Raw genomic sequence first — 15,453 nt, 5'->3', positions numbered from 1 at the left:
CGCCACACAGCACTACGCGATCAACGAATACGGCGCCGCACGCCGCATCGTGCGGCGCCCGACCGTGCGCGGCGAAGTGCCGGTGAGCATCGACGGACGCTCGAGCGCGGTCGTGTGCGAGGAAGGCGCGACACCGCAGTCAAGCCTCGCCGGTAAATCAGTGCACCCAATCACCGCCCCGGCGCGAAGGCGTCGCCGTTGACCGGCAACTCGCGCTCCGCCAGCAAATCGGCGAGCAGTTGCGCGCTGCCGAGCGCGAGCGTGAAGCCGAGCGCGCCATGCCCCGTGTTGAGCCACAGGTTGCGAAAGTGCGTGGCACCGATCACAGGCTTGCTGTCCGGCGTGGCGGGACGCATGCCGGTCCACGTCTGAATGGCGTCGTAGTCGCCGGCATCGGGGAAGGTTTCGCGCGCCTGGCGCGCGAGCAGCGCGATGCGCGCGTTGTCGGCATGCGGGTTCATGCCCGTGAGATCGACCATGCCCGCAATGCGCAGGCGCTCGCCGAGCGGGGCGTAGACCACCTTGTGATGCGCATCCGTGACCGAGACGCGCGGCGCGCCCGGCGCATTCACGCGGGGAAGCGTGAGGCTGTAGCCCTTGAGCGGATACACGGGCACGTGCACACCGAGCGAGGCAAGCATCGGCTGGCTCTGGAAACCCAGACACACCACGAAGGCGTCGGCCTCTATGTCGCCCTGCGAGGTCTGCGCGGCGAGCACTCGCAGCCCTTTCGTTTGGAGTCCGTAAAACTCGGTGGCGAGTTGAAGAGTCACGCCGTCGCGCTGCGCCGCGCGGGCGAGGCCGCGCGTGAATCGATCGCAGTCGGCGGCCTCTTCGCCTGGCGTGTGAATGCCGCCCACGATCTGCGCACCGATATGCGCGAGCGCAGGTTCGAGCACGACGCACGCTGCGCCGTCTAACGCGTGCTGCACGCAGCCCAGGTTCGCCTGGTATTGCGCCTGGCGGCGCGCACCTGCAAAGGCTTCCTCGTCGCGATACACCACGAGCTTGCCGTTGCGCACGTAGTCGAATGAGAGCGCTTCGCGCTCGACCACATCGTGCATGAGACGCTGGCTCAGAAAGCCGAGGCCGAGCAGCTCGGCCGTGGTCGCGCGGCTGCGCGCGCGCGTGCAGGCACGCAGGAACGCGGCGCACCAGCGCCATTGGTGCGGATCGAGCCGCGGCACGAAACGCAGCGCGGCGTCGCGCGAGAGAAGCCATTGCGGCAGCCTGGCAAGCACGGAGGGGTCCGCGAGCGGCGCGACGTAACTGTAGCTAAGCTGGCCGCCATTGGCGTGGCTCGTTTCGCGCGCCACGTCGGCATGGCGCTCGACGAGCGTGACCTCGTGTCCTTCGTGGGCGAGCGCGTACGCCGTGCTCACGCCGATCACCCCGCCGCCCAAAACACAAACTCTCATGATCCGTTGTTCTCTTTCGTTGACGGCCAGACCCTGGCTGCCTATGCCGCCAGTCTCGCCGGGAACGATGGAGAACTCAATTGCGAATTGCGCGCGGGGTATCACCTCAGGTTAAGCGTAAAGCGCACGAAAGTTGTCCCTGCAACGGCGAGGACGACCCCGTCACGGCAGGCTCAGGCCAGCGCCGGCGTGCTCCCGCGGGCTGCGCGCGCGTCCGCGGGAGCGGCATGCGCCGCTCGCGCACCGGCCTGTCCCGCGCCGCCCAGGTTGAATACCGCCACGGCCTCGCGCAGCAAGTCAGCCTGCGATTCGAGCGACTGCGCGGCCGCTGCCGCTTCTTCCACGAGCGCCGCGTTGCGTTGCGTGACCTCGTCGATCTGCGCAATCGCGCGGTTCACCTGCTCGATGCCGTCGCTCTGCTCGTGCGTCGCGGTCTCGATCTCGCTCATGATCCCGCTCACGCGCGCCACCGCACTGCGCGCCTCGTCCATGGTGCGGCGCGCGTCTTCCACGAGGCGCGCGCCTGCGCCGACGGTCGCCGCCGAGGCCGCGATCAGCTCCTTGATCTCCTTGGCCGCCGTGCCGGAACGCTGCGCGAGGCTGCGCACCTCGCTCGCCACGACCGCGAAGCCGCGGCCCTGCTCGCCCGCGCGCGCCGCCTCCACCGCCGCATTGAGCGCGAGGATGTTGGTCTGGAACGCAATGCCTTCGATGATGCCGGTGATCTCCTCCACCTTCTGCGACGAGGCCGTGATGTCGCTCATCGTCGCGTTCACGCGGGCCACCACGTCGGCGCCGCGCGTGACCGTTTCGAGCGCGGTCTGGGCGAGCCCGTTCGCTTGCTTCGCGCCGTCCGTATTCTGGCGCACTGCTGCCGAAAGCTCCTCGATGCTCGCCGCCGTTTCTTCGAGCGCCGCCGCCTGCTGGGCCGTACGGTCAGAGAGGTCGACGTTGCCCGACGCGATCTGCCTGGCGCCCTGGGTGATTTCGTGCGTGCTGCCGCGCACGCGCGAGACGGTGCCCACGAGGCCGTCGCGCATGGTCTGCAGCGCGCCCAGCAGCTGGCCCATTTCGTTGTTCGAGCGCACCCGCACGTCCACCGTGAGATCGCCCGCGGCGATGCGCTCGAAATGGCGGATCGCGTGGTTCACCGGCTTGACCACGGCGGCGGCGAGCCCCACGCGCGCGAACCCGCCAATCGCCACGCCCACCACGCCGATCAGGCCGAACACGATGAGCGAAAGACGGAAGCGCTGCGCGGCGGTGTCGGCGTCCTGCTGCTGACGCGCGGCCTGCCAGCTCTCGAGCGCGTCGATCGCCTTCGCGTAGGTGCCGTAGTAGCGGTCGGCGGTTTCGCCCTGGATCGTGCGGAAGGTGTTGAAGTCGTTGTCGACGAGCGACTTGTACTCGGGCTCGAGCGCCTGCGAGACGAGCGCCTCGCGCGCGCGGCTCACGGCCTGGGCGAGGCGCCCCTCTTCGGGGTCTTCGAACGGGCCGGCGCTGTAACGCGCGAACTCCTTGTTCGAATTCAAGAGCACCTGGTGCGCCTTGTCGAGCAAGCCGTCCGTGGCCTTGCCAACGCTGAAGAGCGTCTCGTAGCCGCCGAGCGCAAGGCGTACCTGGAGCAGGCGTTCAGAACTGGTCTTGAGGGCGTCGAGCGACTGGGCGCCACGCTGGGCGTCGTGCAGGCTGTCGTTGGTGAGCTTGAGCGCGCCATACGACACGCCGATCACCGTCAGCAGAAACGCGACGAAGATACCGATAACGAGCGTTAGCCCACGGCGAATGGTGATGTTTCCCAGCATGAGGTCTCCGTTGCGTTCTTTATCTTCCAGCCGGTGCGAATCCGCGCGGCCCGACGCGCCTTCGCACCTCGTCTCGCGTAACGGCAGACGGTGTGCAGCGCTGCATAGGGGAAATCCATGACGTTCGCAGGGCTACACGGAGTTTCGCGGAGAGCATCCCAATGTCTGGGAAATCCCCGTCTGAACGGGATTTGCGGGGATGGCTCCCGGCTCTGCGCGGGTCGCGAAAAGTCGGGCTGAGGGCTCTGTCAGCCCGTTTTGCGATTCGTGCTATCGTTTTGCTTTCATCGATTGCTTTTCCTGGCAGCTTTTCCGGGGCGCCCCTTCCCAATGTCCGACCTCTCCACGCCGCTCGCGCGCACGCCGCGCTTAATCGACTCCATCAATCCGAAGCCGCTAGGCATCGCGCTTTTGCTCGTCGCGCTCGGCGCGGTGTATCTCGCGCAGACGGTGAGCGGGCGTCAGGCGGCGCTCTACGTGGTCGGCGCGCTGCTCGGCATGACGCTCTATCACGCGGCGTTCGGCTTCACCTCGGCGTGGCGCGTATTCATCGCCGACGGGCGCGGCGCCGGTCTGCGCGCGCAGATGGTCATGCTCGCCATCGGCGTCCTCCTGTTCTTCCCCGCGCTCGCGGCAGGAACGCTGTTCGGCCATCCGGTCACGGGCCTCGTTTCGCCCGCGGGCACGTCGGTCATCGTCGGCGCGTTCATGTTCGGCGTCGGCATGCAGCTCGGCGGCGGCTGCGCCTCGGGCACGCTCTATACCGTAGGTGGCGGCAGCACGCGCATGGTCGTCACGCTCATCGCCTTTATCGTGGGCTCCGTGGTCGCCACGGCGCACATGCCGTTCTGGACGTCGATGCCGCAACTGAAGCCGTTCTCGTTCGTGAACGCGTTCGGCCCCGCGCCCGCCATTGCGCTCAACCTCGTGGTGTTCGCGCTCATCGCCGCGCTGACCGTGGTCGTCGAGAAGCGCCGCCACGGCCGTCTCGTCAACGAACCGCGCGCGCCGCACACCTCGCCGTGGCTGCATGGTCCGTGGCCGCTGCTTGCCGGCGCGGTCGCGCTCGCGATCCTGAATTTCGCGACGCTCGCGCTCTCGGGCCGCCCCTGGGGCGTGACCTCGGCATTCGCGCTGTGGGGCGCGAAGGGCTTCGCCACGCTTGGCGTCGACGTGGCGAGCTGGAAGTACTGGATGGCCGGTCCGAACGCCGCCGCGCTCGCCGCCCCGGCAAGCCACGACGTCACGACGGTCATGAACATCGGCATCGTGCTCGGCGCAATGGCCGCGGCCTCGCTCGCGGGCCGCTACGCGCCGGTGTGGCGCATTCCGCTGCGCTCGCTCGCGGCGGCCGTGATCGGCGGGCTGCTGCTCGGCTATGGCGCGCGCCTCGCTTACGGCTGCAATATCGGCGCGTATTTCAGCGGCATCGTCTCGGGCAGCCTGCACGGCTGGCTGTGGCTCGTGTGCGCGTTCGCGGGTAATGTGCTCGGCACGAAGCTGCGCCCGTTGTTCGGGCTCGAAGTCGAGCGCCTGAAGACTAGCGGCTGCTGAGGCCGTACGCGGCGCCGCCAGTTCGGGCCGCGCAGAAATGACGAAGGGCAAGGCTTGATGCCTTGCCCTCTTTACATGATCCGGCGCTTTTTACCGGGGCGCACCTTATCAGATATTCAGACGCGTGACCTTGGTGCCCGCCAGCGAGACGTCGGCCATCAGGCCCGCGTTCGTCAGCACGAAGACTTCCACCGGGTGCGTGGCCGTGTTGGTGTCGACAACGCCGTTCGCGCCCACGGTCACGAGCGCGACCGAGGCATCGGCCCCCGCGGCCCAGCCGTCCGTCGCGCGGAATTTGTCGAGCGCGTCCTGGGTCATGAAAGCGAAGATGAGCGCCTTTGACTGAGCGCCGGCCTGCAGGCCGAACGAGCCCGACACGGTGCTGTAGTAGCCGACCGTGGCGCCGCCCACGCGCAACGCGCCCTCGCCATACTGTGCGCCGACGATGAAGCCGGCCTGCAGCACTTCGGGGAACACCAGCACGCCACGCGACTTCGCGAGGAGTTCGTGCGAGCCCTTCACGGTCGAATACAGCCGCGAGAGGGTGCCGTCCACAGACGCGTCGATCGACTGCCGCTTGGACATGTTCTGCGACGCCGTGGAATTCGAATTCGTCGTGGTGGTACAGCCCGCGAGCGTGAGACCGCCCGAGGCGAGGGTCACCGCCGCCGTTAGCATGAAGTTGCGTCGTTGCATTTGGTTATCTCCACACGAATGAGAGTGCGGAGAAGATTGAGCAAGCCACATGCCCGGCTTCTCCGCTTGCGTTGGCCAAAGCCCGCATCGGGCGACAGCCACGTCGCCGTGGCTTGATTGTGCCCGAATTCCGTGTGAGGCGTTTGTCGGAGAACAACGTCGGACGTCGTGCCGTCCGACGGACGGGATCGCCGATCAGGGTCGGGCGGCCTGCCAGGACGAAAGCAAAGAAGGGCTGCAACACTGCAATCAAGCGGCACGCATCAACGAGACGAAAAACTACGTTAAGCGTAACAATATCGTGAATACAAACTAGACCGTGCTGGAGTGCGATTGCGACTCGTTGGCGTTCAGGTGCGAACGCACGAAACCCACGTGCTCGCGCAACACGTAAAACGCATCGGCGAACGCGAGCGGCATGCGCAGCGTATTGAGCGAGCGTTCGATCTCGTCAAGCTCCTCGACGAGCGCACGCCGCTCTTCTTCGTTCGTATGCTTGAGCGCGTTGCGCTCGATGGCGATGAGCGCGCCGTAATAGCGATAAATGCGCGAACGCACGCGCCAGCGATACAGTGCCGGTATCGTGCGCAACGCGGGAATCACGAGCACGGCCAACGGCAGCAGCAGCACCAGCAAGCGGTCCGCCACGCTCGCAAGCCAGAACGGCAGCGCGCGATATAAAAAGCTCTTGCCCGACTTGTAGTAGCGGGTGGCGTCCTCGCTCACGCGAAAGTCGTGCACCGCCGGGCTCGGAAACTGGCCCTCGCGCTGCAGGAGTCCGGGCGCGCCGTTCACCTCACCCGCCGCTTCGATGAGCAGATCGGAGAGCGCGGGATGCAGCGTATCGCGCGCGACGAGTTCGACGGTCGGGCCGATCAGGTGCACCGTTTCGCGTGGCTGGCGCCTGCGCAGATCGAGCACGCCCGGCGGCAGGTCGACGTTCTCCAGATACGGAAAGAGCCGCGTATAGGCGGCCGCTTCGTCGAAGCTCATGACCGAGATGCCGGGGATGTCGAGCAAACGCAGCATGAGCCCCCGCGTGGTCGAGTCGCCGCTCAGCATCGCGGCCTCGACGCGGCCGGAGACGAGCGCGGTGGCCGCGTCCATGCCGTCGAGCGGCAGGAACGTAGAGTCGCCGCCGGGGTCGATGCCGTTCGCGGAGAGCAGCTTGAGCGCCAGCTCGCGCGTGCCGCTGCCCACGCGGCCAATGGCGATGCGCTTGCCGTCGAGTTCGGAGAGCCGCGTGAGGCCCGAGCCGCGATAAAAAACGACGATGGGCAAATAGGCCACGCTGCCGAGCGACATCAGCGAGCGTGTATCGAGGCCGTCGGCGACGCCGCCCTGCACAAACGCGAGGTCCACGTGTTGCTTCGGATCGAGCAGACGCTGCAGGTTCTGCACCGAGCCGTCCGAGTCGAGGATCTTGAGCGTCACGCCGTTGCGCGCGAGGATCGCGCGATAGGCTTGCGCCATCTGCATGAAGGAGCTGTCGGCGGGGCCCGCGCTGATCGTGAGCGTGCGCGGCGGCGCGGGATCGACGAGCCAGAAGACGAGACCGACGACGACGGCGCAGAACAGGGCCACGGGCAGCGTGGTCAACGCGATATCGCGCCAGGCTGGATGCGCGTGGTCACGCAGGAAATTAGGCGGCGGCGGTCGATATCGTCTCATGAGAACCCGGCGGCAAAGCGTCAGACTCGTGGAATGCTCATGATGCCATTTTCGCGCCAGATCTGATCGCCGGCGTGACCGCCTTGCCTGGCGGGCTGGCGAGACGCGTGCTCGCGTCAATATCGTGTCAGTCCGCGGCGGCCTTCGTCAGGGCAAACAGCTCGCTGCGCAGCGCCCTCGCGCGGTCGCGCTTCATGTGCTGGTCGAACTCGGCCTGCGCGTCGAGCCATAACGCATGCGCCTTGTCGTAGCGGCGCAAGCCGGCAGCCGAGAGCCGGTAGACCAGCGTGCGCGTATCGTGTTCGGCCGCCGCCGTGAGCACGAGGCCGTCGCGCTGCAACGGCTTGAGCGCCCGCACGAGCGTCGTGCGGTCCATCACGAGGTCGTCGGAGAGTTCGGCCGCCGTGGCGTCGGGCCGGCCCGCGAGGCGAGAGAGGAGAGTGAACTGCGCAGCCGTCACGTCGGCCTGCGAAAGGTGCCGCTCGTAAAGCTGCGTGACGAAACGCGCGGCCTGCCGCAGCGCAAAACAGTTGCATTCCTCGCGTGTGATCCGCTTCGTCATCGTGTTCCCCGCCTGTATCCCCGACCAGTTCGCCTCACGTGGCCCGGCCATCATACTTTCTCGAGCGCGAGCGCGATACCCTGGCCACCGCCGATGCAAAGCGTCACGACGCCGCGACGCAGCCCGTCGCGCTGCATCGCCCATGCGAGGCGCGTGGTGAGAATCGCGCCCGTCGCGCCGATGGGGTGGCCATGCGCGATCGCGCCGCCTTCCACGTTGACGATGTCCTCGGGAATGCCGAGTTGCTTCATGACCGCGAGCGGCACCGCCGCGAATGCCTCGTTGATCTCGAAGCGCTCGACGTCGGCAAGCGACCAGCCGGCGCGCCCCAACGCGAGTTGCACGGCGGGCACGGGACCCAGGCCGAACAGGCCCGGCTCCACCGCCGCGACGCCCCACGCCACGAGCTTGACCATCGGCGAGAGCCCCTCGCTTTCAGCAAAGCCGCGCTCGGCCACGAGCATGGCACTCGCCGCGCTGTTCAGGCCAGGCGCGTTGCCCGCCGTGATCGTGCCGTCCGGGCGAAACGCGGGACGCAGCTTCGCGAGCCCCTCGAGCGTCGTGTCGGGACGCGGCGCTTCGTCGGTATCGATGCGCTCCATGCCCTTCCTGCCCTTGACCTCCACCGCGACGATTTCTTCCCTGAAGCGTCCGGCCGCTTGTGCGGCAGCAAAGCGCTGCTGCGAACGCGCGGCCCAGCTGTCCTGCTCCGCGCGCGTGAGCGCGGCCCGCGTCACGAGGTCTTCGGTATGCCAACCCGAATGCTGGCCCGAAAACGCATCGATCAGACCGTCGCGCAGCATGCTGTCGTGAATTTCGGCGTTGCCCATGCGATAGCCCCAGCGGCCGCCATCCAGCAAATACGGCGCGCGGTCCATGTTCTCCATGCCGCCCGCGAGCGCGACGTCGGCAAGACCCAGCATCACCTCCTGCGCGGCGCTCGCAATGGCTTGCGCGCCGGAGCCGCACACGCGATTCACTGTGAGCGCGGGTACCTGAACCGGCACGCCGCCGCCAAGCTCCGCCTGACGCGCGGGATTCATCTTGTTGCCCGCCTGGATGACGTTGCCGAGCACCACGGACCCGAGCCGCGCCGGGTCGAGCTTCGCGCGCGCGAGCGTTGCGCGCACCGCCGCCGCGCCCAGCTCCGTGGCGGGCACGCCCTTGAACGCACCGTTGAATGCGCCAATTGCCGTACGCACCGGCTGGCACAAAACGATCTCGCGCGAATTCACCCTGCTCATGGTCGACTCTCCTTTGATGTGCACCGTTCCATCAGCATTCTATGTATGCATATGCACACTTTCAAACGATTTTGTGGAACGGGCGCTCGCGTGCGCTGGCACGATTGATGTCGTGTCAAGCGCACGCGGGTTGGTAATACCGTTGCCGTTACGTTACGGCGCGGCCGGAAAATCCAGCGTCGTATCGTTGATGCGGTTCACGAGGTTCGTGAACGTAATCGACGTCACGGCGAGCGCGATTTCCACGATCTGGCGCTCGGTGTAACCGGCTTCGCGAATCGCGCTCACTTCCGCTTCCGGCACCGTGCCGTGCGTGGTCACCAGCAAGCGGACGAAATGCACGAGCGCATCGCGCTTCGCGTCGCCGGTCGCCTCGCCTGCGCGGACCGCCTTCATCGTTTCCGGCGCGAGTCCGGCGAACTTGCCCGCCAGCGTGTGGGCCGCGAGACAGTAGTCACAACCCGCCACTTCGCTCACCGCGAGCTTGATCGCTTCGATGTCGGGCTTCGACAGCATGCCGGCGGAAATCACGGCCTCGACGCCCAGCAGCGCGTCCAGCGCTTCGGGGCTATGTGTGCCGATGGTGGCGTAGGCGTTGGGCACCTTGCCCACGGCCTTGCGGATCTTGGCAAAGATCTCGGCGGCGGCGCCGGTGGCGGCTTCAGGCTTGATGGCGGAAAGACGGGACATGTTTGGCTCCTTTAACGTTGCATGGTCGCGAGCGGGTGTCTGTGTCGCGCTGCCATCGTCGATGGCATGGATGCAGTCTAGTCGCGCACCATCGCGCTTTTAATGCCAGAATGGCGCGACTTCATGCTCATTCGTCTCACTCGCCCACCATGGATCTGCTGAGCCGCCTTCTCGCGCTGATGCCCGTTGCCGGCCGCCTCGACGTGCGCTGCCATTTCGGCGCGCCCTGGCGCATCGACGACCCCGCCGCGAAGGAGCGCGAGATCCGCTATCACGTGCTGATTGCGGGGCATGCCATCGTCGAGGATGCGCACGGCGCGCCCGTCGCGCTCCATGCGGGCGACATCGTGCTGTTTCCCTCGGGCAGTGCGCACGTGCTGCACGACGGCAGCGGCGCGGCGCCCGCCGCCGTCGCGAGGCGAATGGAAAGCGGCGTGAGCATCGAAACCAATGCGGGCGATGGCGCCACCGCCGACGTCCTGTGCGGCCGCTTCCTGCTGCCCGCCGTACCGCAGCGCCTGCTGCGCGAGAATCTGCCCGCGCGCCTCGTCGTGCATAGCGCGCGGGACGGCGCGCAGGCGCCAGATCGTCTCGTGCGCCTGATCGCGCTGTTGCGCGACGAAGCGTATGAGGCGGCGCCGGGCAGCGAGTCGCTCGTGAACCATCTTTCGGGTGCGCTCTTCGGGCTCACGCTGCGCTACGCCAGCGCCGGCGACGCGCCGCCGCGCGGCCTGCTCGCGCTCGCGCAGCGGCCACGCCTGCAACCCGCCATCGATGCCATGTTCGACGCGCCCGGCAAGCCCTGGACGCTGCCCGAGCTCGCCGAGCTTTGCCACATGTCGCGCGCGACGTTCGCGCGGCACTTCGACGAGGCCATCGGCCGCTCGGCCGCCGACGTGCTCACCGATATCCGCATGACGCTCGCGGGCCGCATGCTCGCGCAAGGCAACGACAGCGTGGCGGAGGTCGGCGAATTCGTGGGCTACCAGTCGGACGCCGCGTTCCAGCGCGGCTTCAAGCGCCACGTGGGCATAACGCCCGCGCAGTGGCGCTCGCTGGCTCGCGAAGCGGCTTCCGGCGCTTGAGCGCAAGATCATGACTTTGTCCGTGCCCATTAACCGCCGTGCGCCGGCGTTGCCTGCGCGAGCACCACGTCGCCGCTCTGGCTCCAGCCGCCGCCCAGCGACCGATAGAGCGCCACCGCCGCGAGCGCGCGCTCGCGCTGCGCGTCGTTGAGCAGGTCCTGATCGGCGAGCAACGTTTGCTGCGCGCTCAGCACGTCGAGAAAGTCCGCGGCGCCGCCCTTGTAGAGCTGGTTGGCCAGCTTGAGCGATTGCGCCGACGAAGCCAGCGCGTCGTTCAACTGCTGCGTTTGGCTCGCCGTGCTCACGAGATCGCTGCGGCTGTCCTCCACTTCGCGCAAAGCCTGCAACATCGTCTCCTGCAGATTCAATTGCGACTCGCGCATGCGGCTCTCGCTCTGGTCGATGTCGGCCGTGATGCGCCCTGCGTTGAAGATCGGACTCGTCGCACCGATCGCCGCGCTAAAGAGGTTGTCCGTGAGCGTGGGCATGCCGAGGTAGGACGCCGCGAGAATGCCATCCGTGAGATTGAGCGTGAACTTCGGATAACGCTCGGCGTGCGCCACGCCCACTTCCGCTGCGCGCTGCTGCACGGTGGCGTAGGCGGCCTGCACGTCGGGGCGGCGCAGCAGCGCTTCGGAAGGCAGCATCTGCGGCACGCTCGCGGGCGCGCCGGGAATGGGCGCCGTTTGCGCGAGCGCGAGTTGCGCCACCGACTCCGGCGTGCGCCCCGTGTACACCGCGATCAGGTTCAACTGGTGATCGATGCTGGCCTGCGCACGCGGAATACGCGCCTGCAGCTCGCTTAGCTGCGTTTGCGCGCGCGCCACGTCCAGTTGCGTGGACAGGCCGTACTTCAGGCGGTCTTGCGTGAGCAGCAAGGTACGTTTGCGAATCTCCAGGTTGTCCTGAAGGATCTTCAACTCTGCCTGCGCATAGCGCAGATCGACGTACGCCGAGGCCGTATTCGCCGCGAGCGCGAGACGCACCGCGTCGAGCGCATGCTTCTGGCCCACGAGGTTCGCTTGCGCCGCGAGCAGGTCGAGCCGCTCGCCGCCGAACACGTCGGGCGACCAGCTCAACGCGAGGCCCGCGCCGGCCTGCTTCACATAGCCAAGCGGAGGCGGCGTGTTCTGCCGCGTATAAGCGCCTTGCGCGGTGAAGTCGAGTTGCGGCAGCAGCGCCGCGTGCTTTTGCGTCGTGATCGATTGCGCCTGCTTCACGCGTTCGGCGGCGGCCTGCAAGTCGAGGTTGCCTTCGAGCACCGTTGCGAGCAGCGTGTCCAGTGTCGGATCGCCGAACTGCGCCCACCAGGCGCGCGCTTCGATGGCGTCCTGCGGCGCGTCGATGCGCCATGCCGCCGGCGCCGTTTCGTGCACCGTGGCGGGCAGATCCGGGTGCTGCGCGGGCTGCACCGCGCAGGCGGCGAGCACGGCGGCGCAAAGCAGCGAGAGTGCGAGACGCATGGGCGTCGATGAGCGTTCAGGGGTTTTCATGAGTCACCTCAATGGGCGTCGGGCGGCGGGCCACCCAGCGAAATCGGCTTTGAGAACGCCACGCTCGCAATGGCGACCACGAAGCAAAGCGAGAGCACGAAGAACGTATCGGAGAACGTCATCACGAGTGCTTCGCGCAGCACCAGTGCGTGCAGTTGCGCGAGCCCCGCTTCGGCGGCATCGAGCGCATTGCCCGCCACGGACGACCAGTACGCGGTGCGGCCCGCCAGCAGCCATTGCACTTGCGGCGCGCCGCCGGTCACGCTCTCGTTCAGGCGCAGATAGTGGAAGTTGAGCCGGTCGTTGAGCATCGTCGCGCTCACGGCAATGCCGATCGCGCCGCCCAGATTGCGCATGAGGTTGAAGAGACCGCTTGCGGACTTGAGCCGCGAAGGCGGCAGCGAGCCGAGCGACATCGTGACGATGGGCGGAACGGCGAACTGCTGGCCAATGCCGCGCAGCGCCTGCGGCACGAGGAATTGCTGCCAGCCCCAGTCGTGCGTGAGCGGCACATACAGGTAGCAGCCCAACCCGAAGCAGATCAGCCCGAACAACATCAGCGCACGCATGCTGAAATAACGCGTGGCGAAGGCATAGGCGCCGAGCGCGAGCAGCTGGAACACACCCACCGAAAGCAGCGACAAGCCGATTTGCAGCGAACTGTAGCCGCGCACTTCCGCGAGAAAGAGCGGCGTGAGATAAACGGCCACGAAAATGCCGATGCCCGTGACAAACGAAAGCAGGCTGCCAATGCCGAAGTTGCGCACGAGCAGCGCGCGCAAATCGACGATCGGGTCCTTCGCCGTCAGCGCGTGCACGATGAAGAGAAAGCCGCAGATCGCCGAGATCCACGTACAGGCAACGATCACGTCGTCGCCGAACCAGTTCTTGCGCGGGCCTTCTTCGAGCACGTATTCGAGGCAGCCGAGAAAGCCGCACATGAGCGCAATGCCGGGATAATCGCCGCGTTTGAGGAGCGAAAGATCGGGCTTGTCGATGTTCACGTATTTGGGCACCAGCGCGGCCACCGCGATACCCGGCACGAGGTTCAGATAGAAGAGCCAATGCCACGACCATTGATCGGTGATCCAGCCGCCGATCACGGGCCCGAGCGTGGGCGCGAGCGAGGCGAGCGCGCCGATCGTCGTGGAGGCAACGAGGCGCTGCTTGCCGGGAAAGAGCACGAAGGCCGTGGTAAACACGGTGGGGATCATCGCCGCGCCGAGCGCGCCTTGCAGGCCGCGAAACACGATCATCGAATTGATGTTCCAGGCGAGGCCGCACAGCATGCTCGTGATGGTGAAGCCCACCGCGGAGGCCACAAAGAGCCAGCGCGTGGAGAACACCTTCGAGAGCCAGCCCGACATGGGAATCACCATGATCTCGGCAATCAGGTAGGCCGTTTGCACCCATGAGAGCTCGTCCTGGCTCGCCGAAAGACCGCCGCCGATGTCGCGCAGCGACGAAGCGACGATCTGGATGTCGAGCGTGGCCATGAAGAAGCCGATGCACATGAGCGCGAAGGCGAGGGCGCGTTGCGCCATCGGTTGAAGATGTGGGGCGAGCGTCGGGTCGGCGCTTGTCGTGGCGTCCATCGTCGTAGCCTCTTCAGTGCGCTTGCGTGAGATGCACTTTCACGGTCGCCGAAAGACCGGGCCGCAGCGCGGCTTGCAGGTCCGCCGGCGCATTCGCGTCGATGCGGATGCGCACCGGCACGCGCTGCACGATCTTCGTGAAGTTGCCCGTGGCGTTCTCGGGCGGCAGCACGCTGAAGGTCGCGCCGGTGGCGGGCGCGAGGCTCTCCACGGTGCCGTGCAGCGTGCCGCTGGCCGCGTCGAGCGACACGTCGGCGCGATCGCCCGCGTGCATCTTCTTCAGCTGGTCTTCCTTGAAGTTCGCGTCCACCCACAGGCCGGTGGCGGGCACCACGGTAAGCAGCGGCGCGCCCACGTTGGCAAGCGTGCCCACGCGCGCCGTGCGATTGCCGATGTAGCCGTCCACGGGCGCGGTCAACGTCGTGTAGTCGACGTTCAGTTGCGCGAGGCGCTGGCTGGCCTCGGCCGTTGCGACGCGCGCCTGCGCATCGTTGATCTGCGCGGCCAGCACGTCGAGCTGGCGTTGCGCGGCCAGCACCGCCGCCGCGCTTTGCGCAACCGAAGCCTGCGCCTTCGCGTAGTCGGAGTCCGCACGCTCGACCAGTTGGTTCGAGACCGCGTCGTCCTTCACCAGCTCGCGGTAGCGCGTCCGGTCCTCGCCGCTGCGCGTCAGTTCCGCATTCGAGGCGCGCACTTCGGCCTGGTGCTGGTTGATCACCGCTTCCTGCAACGTGCGCCTCGCCTGCAATTCGTCGACCGCGGCGCGCGCGCTCGCAAGCTCCGCGTTGGCCTGGGCGAGCTTCGCGTCGTAGTCGCGCGCGTCGAGACGCAACAGCACCTGGCCCGCGTGCACGCGCTGGTTGTCCTGCACGGGAATATCGGCGACGAAACCGCTCACGCGCGGCGCCATCACGGTGACGTTGCCGCCCACGTAGGCGTCGTCGGTGGTCTCGACGAAGCGCAGCACGAAGAACCAGTAGCCGGCGGCAACCGCCAGCACGAGAGCGACCGCGCCTAGTGCGAGACGCATGCGCGAGATGCGCGTACGCTCTGTCGCTTGCGTCGGCTCGACCGCGACGGGAGTGGAAGGACTCGACATGACGTTTACCTGTGCATATACACTACGGAAGATGAAAAAACGCCGCCATGGGAACAAGCGCGACGCAACCCACAAACCCGGCCGAAAACACTAAACCGCCCGGGTGATGCGAAACAACTCGCGCCGCAGCCACGCGGCGCGTCGAGCGCCAAAGCGGCGCTCGAATTCGTCCTGCGCCGCGCGCCAGTGTTCATGCGCCGCATCGAGCCGCGTCCGGCCCACTTGCGTGAGCGTGAGGCGGCGGCGACGTTCGCCGCAGTCCGGCGCGTCGGCCACGAGCGCGCCGCGCAACAATGGCCGCAAGGCGCGCACGAGGGTGGTACGCTCCATCACCATCGAGCGCCCGAGTTCCGCCATCGTGAGGCTCGACGCGCGGCCCAGCGCACCGAGAATGCTGAACTGCGTGGGCGTGAGCCCCGCCGCGCTCAGGTGCCGCTCGTAGAGCTGAGACAGATGCCGCGCGGCCTGGCGTACGGCAAAGCAATCGTCGTGTTCCGGTGACTGGTAGATGTGCATATGCACAGAGTAGTCTCCAATCAGG

Annotated in this window: 13 protein-coding genes; 2 read left to right on the top strand and 11 right to left on the bottom strand. The window is 67.1% G+C overall.

Annotation, left to right across the window (positions count from 1 at the left end; translation table 11 throughout):
• Positions 1–170: 170 nt before the first annotated feature.
• Together BHE01S_RS23175 and BHE01S_RS23170 are read right to left on the bottom strand one after the other, a co-directional pair.
• A complete protein-coding gene (locus tag BHE01S_RS23175; RefSeq protein WP_042268284.1) occupies positions 171–1,418 on the bottom strand; it encodes a D-amino acid dehydrogenase in 1,248 nt (415 codons plus the stop codon).
• Positions 1,419–1,591: 173 nt separating this feature from the next.
• Positions 1,592–3,223: a methyl-accepting chemotaxis protein gene (locus BHE01S_RS23170; protein WP_042268116.1), complete on the bottom strand. Its 1,632-nt coding sequence runs from the start codon at positions 3,221–3,223 to the stop codon at positions 1,592–1,594.
• Between the two features lie 330 nt (positions 3,224–3,553).
• Between BHE01S_RS23170 and BHE01S_RS23165 the strand changes: the two genes are divergently transcribed.
• On the top strand, positions 3,554–4,777 hold the full coding sequence (locus BHE01S_RS23165) for a YeeE/YedE family protein (RefSeq protein ID WP_042268114.1): 1,224 nt from the start codon (positions 3,554–3,556) through the stop codon (positions 4,775–4,777).
• A gap of 108 nt (positions 4,778–4,885) precedes the next feature.
• Here BHE01S_RS23165 and BHE01S_RS23160 read toward each other — a convergent pair whose 3' ends face one another.
• The 5 genes from BHE01S_RS23160 to BHE01S_RS23140 form a co-directional block, all read right to left on the bottom strand.
• A complete protein-coding gene (locus BHE01S_RS23160) occupies positions 4,886–5,473 on the bottom strand; it encodes a BPSL1445 family SYLF domain-containing lipoprotein (protein ID WP_042268112.1) in 588 nt (195 codons plus the stop codon).
• 312 nt (positions 5,474–5,785) lie between these two features.
• The gene (locus tag BHE01S_RS23155; RefSeq protein ID WP_042268109.1) at positions 5,786–7,144 is read right to left on the bottom strand and encodes a TAXI family TRAP transporter solute-binding subunit; all 1,359 of its coding nucleotides are present in this window, start codon (positions 7,142–7,144) and stop codon (positions 5,786–5,788) included.
• A 127-nt stretch (positions 7,145–7,271) separates the two neighbouring features.
• Positions 7,272–7,706, bottom strand: coding sequence for a MarR family winged helix-turn-helix transcriptional regulator (locus BHE01S_RS23150; protein ID WP_042268281.1), 435 nt, complete (start codon positions 7,704–7,706; stop codon positions 7,272–7,274).
• A 50-nt stretch (positions 7,707–7,756) separates the two neighbouring features.
• Positions 7,757–8,950, bottom strand: a complete 1,194-nt coding sequence (locus BHE01S_RS23145) for a thiolase family protein (RefSeq protein WP_407669544.1) — start codon at positions 8,948–8,950, stop codon at positions 7,757–7,759.
• A gap of 153 nt (positions 8,951–9,103) precedes the next feature.
• Entirely contained in the window at positions 9,104–9,640 is a 537-nt protein-coding gene (locus tag BHE01S_RS23140; RefSeq protein WP_042268108.1) for a carboxymuconolactone decarboxylase family protein, read from the bottom strand.
• Between the two features lie 149 nt (positions 9,641–9,789).
• Between BHE01S_RS23140 and BHE01S_RS23135 the strand changes: the two genes are divergently transcribed.
• Positions 9,790–10,725: an AraC family transcriptional regulator gene (locus BHE01S_RS23135; protein WP_042268106.1), complete on the top strand. Its 936-nt coding sequence runs from the start codon at positions 9,790–9,792 to the stop codon at positions 10,723–10,725.
• Positions 10,726–10,754: 29 nt separating this feature from the next.
• On the opposite strand, the gene BHE01S_RS23130 is transcribed toward BHE01S_RS23135, so the two are convergent.
• From BHE01S_RS23130 to BHE01S_RS23115, 4 genes are all read right to left on the bottom strand, one after another.
• Complete coding sequence (locus BHE01S_RS23130; RefSeq protein ID WP_042268104.1) at positions 10,755–12,188, bottom strand: efflux transporter outer membrane subunit; 1,434 nt, start codon at positions 12,186–12,188, stop codon at positions 10,755–10,757.
• A gap of 38 nt (positions 12,189–12,226) precedes the next feature.
• Positions 12,227–13,762 carry a DHA2 family efflux MFS transporter permease subunit gene (locus BHE01S_RS23125; RefSeq protein ID WP_157025598.1) on the bottom strand — a complete coding sequence of 512 codons (1,536 nt, stop codon included), beginning with the start codon at positions 13,760–13,762 and terminating at the stop codon, positions 12,227–12,229.
• Positions 13,763–13,826: 64 nt separating this feature from the next.
• Positions 13,827–14,912, bottom strand: a complete 1,086-nt coding sequence (locus tag BHE01S_RS23120; RefSeq protein WP_042268102.1) for an HlyD family secretion protein — start codon at positions 14,910–14,912, stop codon at positions 13,827–13,829.
• 90 nt (positions 14,913–15,002) lie between these two features.
• Positions 15,003–15,428 carry a MarR family winged helix-turn-helix transcriptional regulator gene (locus BHE01S_RS23115; RefSeq protein WP_042268101.1) on the bottom strand — a complete coding sequence of 142 codons (426 nt, stop codon included), beginning with the start codon at positions 15,426–15,428 and terminating at the stop codon, positions 15,003–15,005.
• Positions 15,429–15,453 lie beyond the last annotated feature (25 nt).

It is taken from the genome of Paraburkholderia heleia NBRC 101817, assembly GCF_000739775.1.
GTDB classification, from domain to species: Bacteria; Pseudomonadota; Gammaproteobacteria; order Burkholderiales; family Burkholderiaceae; genus Paraburkholderia; species Paraburkholderia heleia.
This window is presented reverse-complemented; position numbering and strand designations above follow the sequence as displayed.

Excerpts from the sequence above, each read along its gene's own strand:
- BHE01S_RS23175 (WP_042268284.1), bottom strand. The coding sequence starts at position 1,418 with ATGAGAGTTTGTGTTTTGGGCGGCGGGGTGATCGGCGTGAGCACGGCG.
- BHE01S_RS23170 (WP_042268116.1), bottom strand. The coding sequence starts at position 3,223 with ATGCTGGGAAACATCACCATTCGCCGTGGGCTAACGCTCGTTATCGGT.
- BHE01S_RS23165 (WP_042268114.1), top strand. The coding sequence starts at position 3,554 with ATGTCCGACCTCTCCACGCCGCTCGCGCGCACGCCGCGCTTAATCGAC.
- BHE01S_RS23160 (WP_042268112.1), bottom strand. The coding sequence starts at position 5,473 with ATGCAACGACGCAACTTCATGCTAACGGCGGCGGTGACCCTCGCCTCG.
- BHE01S_RS23155 (WP_042268109.1), bottom strand. The coding sequence starts at position 7,144 with ATGAGACGATATCGACCGCCGCCGCCTAATTTCCTGCGTGACCACGCG.
- BHE01S_RS23150 (WP_042268281.1), bottom strand. The coding sequence starts at position 7,706 with ATGACGAAGCGGATCACACGCGAGGAATGCAACTGTTTTGCGCTGCGG.
- BHE01S_RS23145 (WP_407669544.1), bottom strand. The coding sequence starts at position 8,950 with ATGAGCAGGGTGAATTCGCGCGAGATCGTTTTGTGCCAGCCGGTGCGT.
- BHE01S_RS23140 (WP_042268108.1), bottom strand. The coding sequence starts at position 9,640 with ATGTCCCGTCTTTCCGCCATCAAGCCTGAAGCCGCCACCGGCGCCGCC.
- BHE01S_RS23135 (WP_042268106.1), top strand. The coding sequence starts at position 9,790 with ATGGATCTGCTGAGCCGCCTTCTCGCGCTGATGCCCGTTGCCGGCCGC.
- BHE01S_RS23130 (WP_042268104.1), bottom strand. The coding sequence starts at position 12,188 with ATGCGTCTCGCACTCTCGCTGCTTTGCGCCGCCGTGCTCGCCGCCTGC.
- BHE01S_RS23125 (WP_157025598.1), bottom strand. The coding sequence starts at position 13,762 with ATGGCGCAACGCGCCCTCGCCTTCGCGCTCATGTGCATCGGCTTCTTC.
- BHE01S_RS23120 (WP_042268102.1), bottom strand. The coding sequence starts at position 14,912 with ATGTCGAGTCCTTCCACTCCCGTCGCGGTCGAGCCGACGCAAGCGACA.
- BHE01S_RS23115 (WP_042268101.1), bottom strand. The coding sequence starts at position 15,428 with ATGCACATCTACCAGTCACCGGAACACGACGATTGCTTTGCCGTACGC.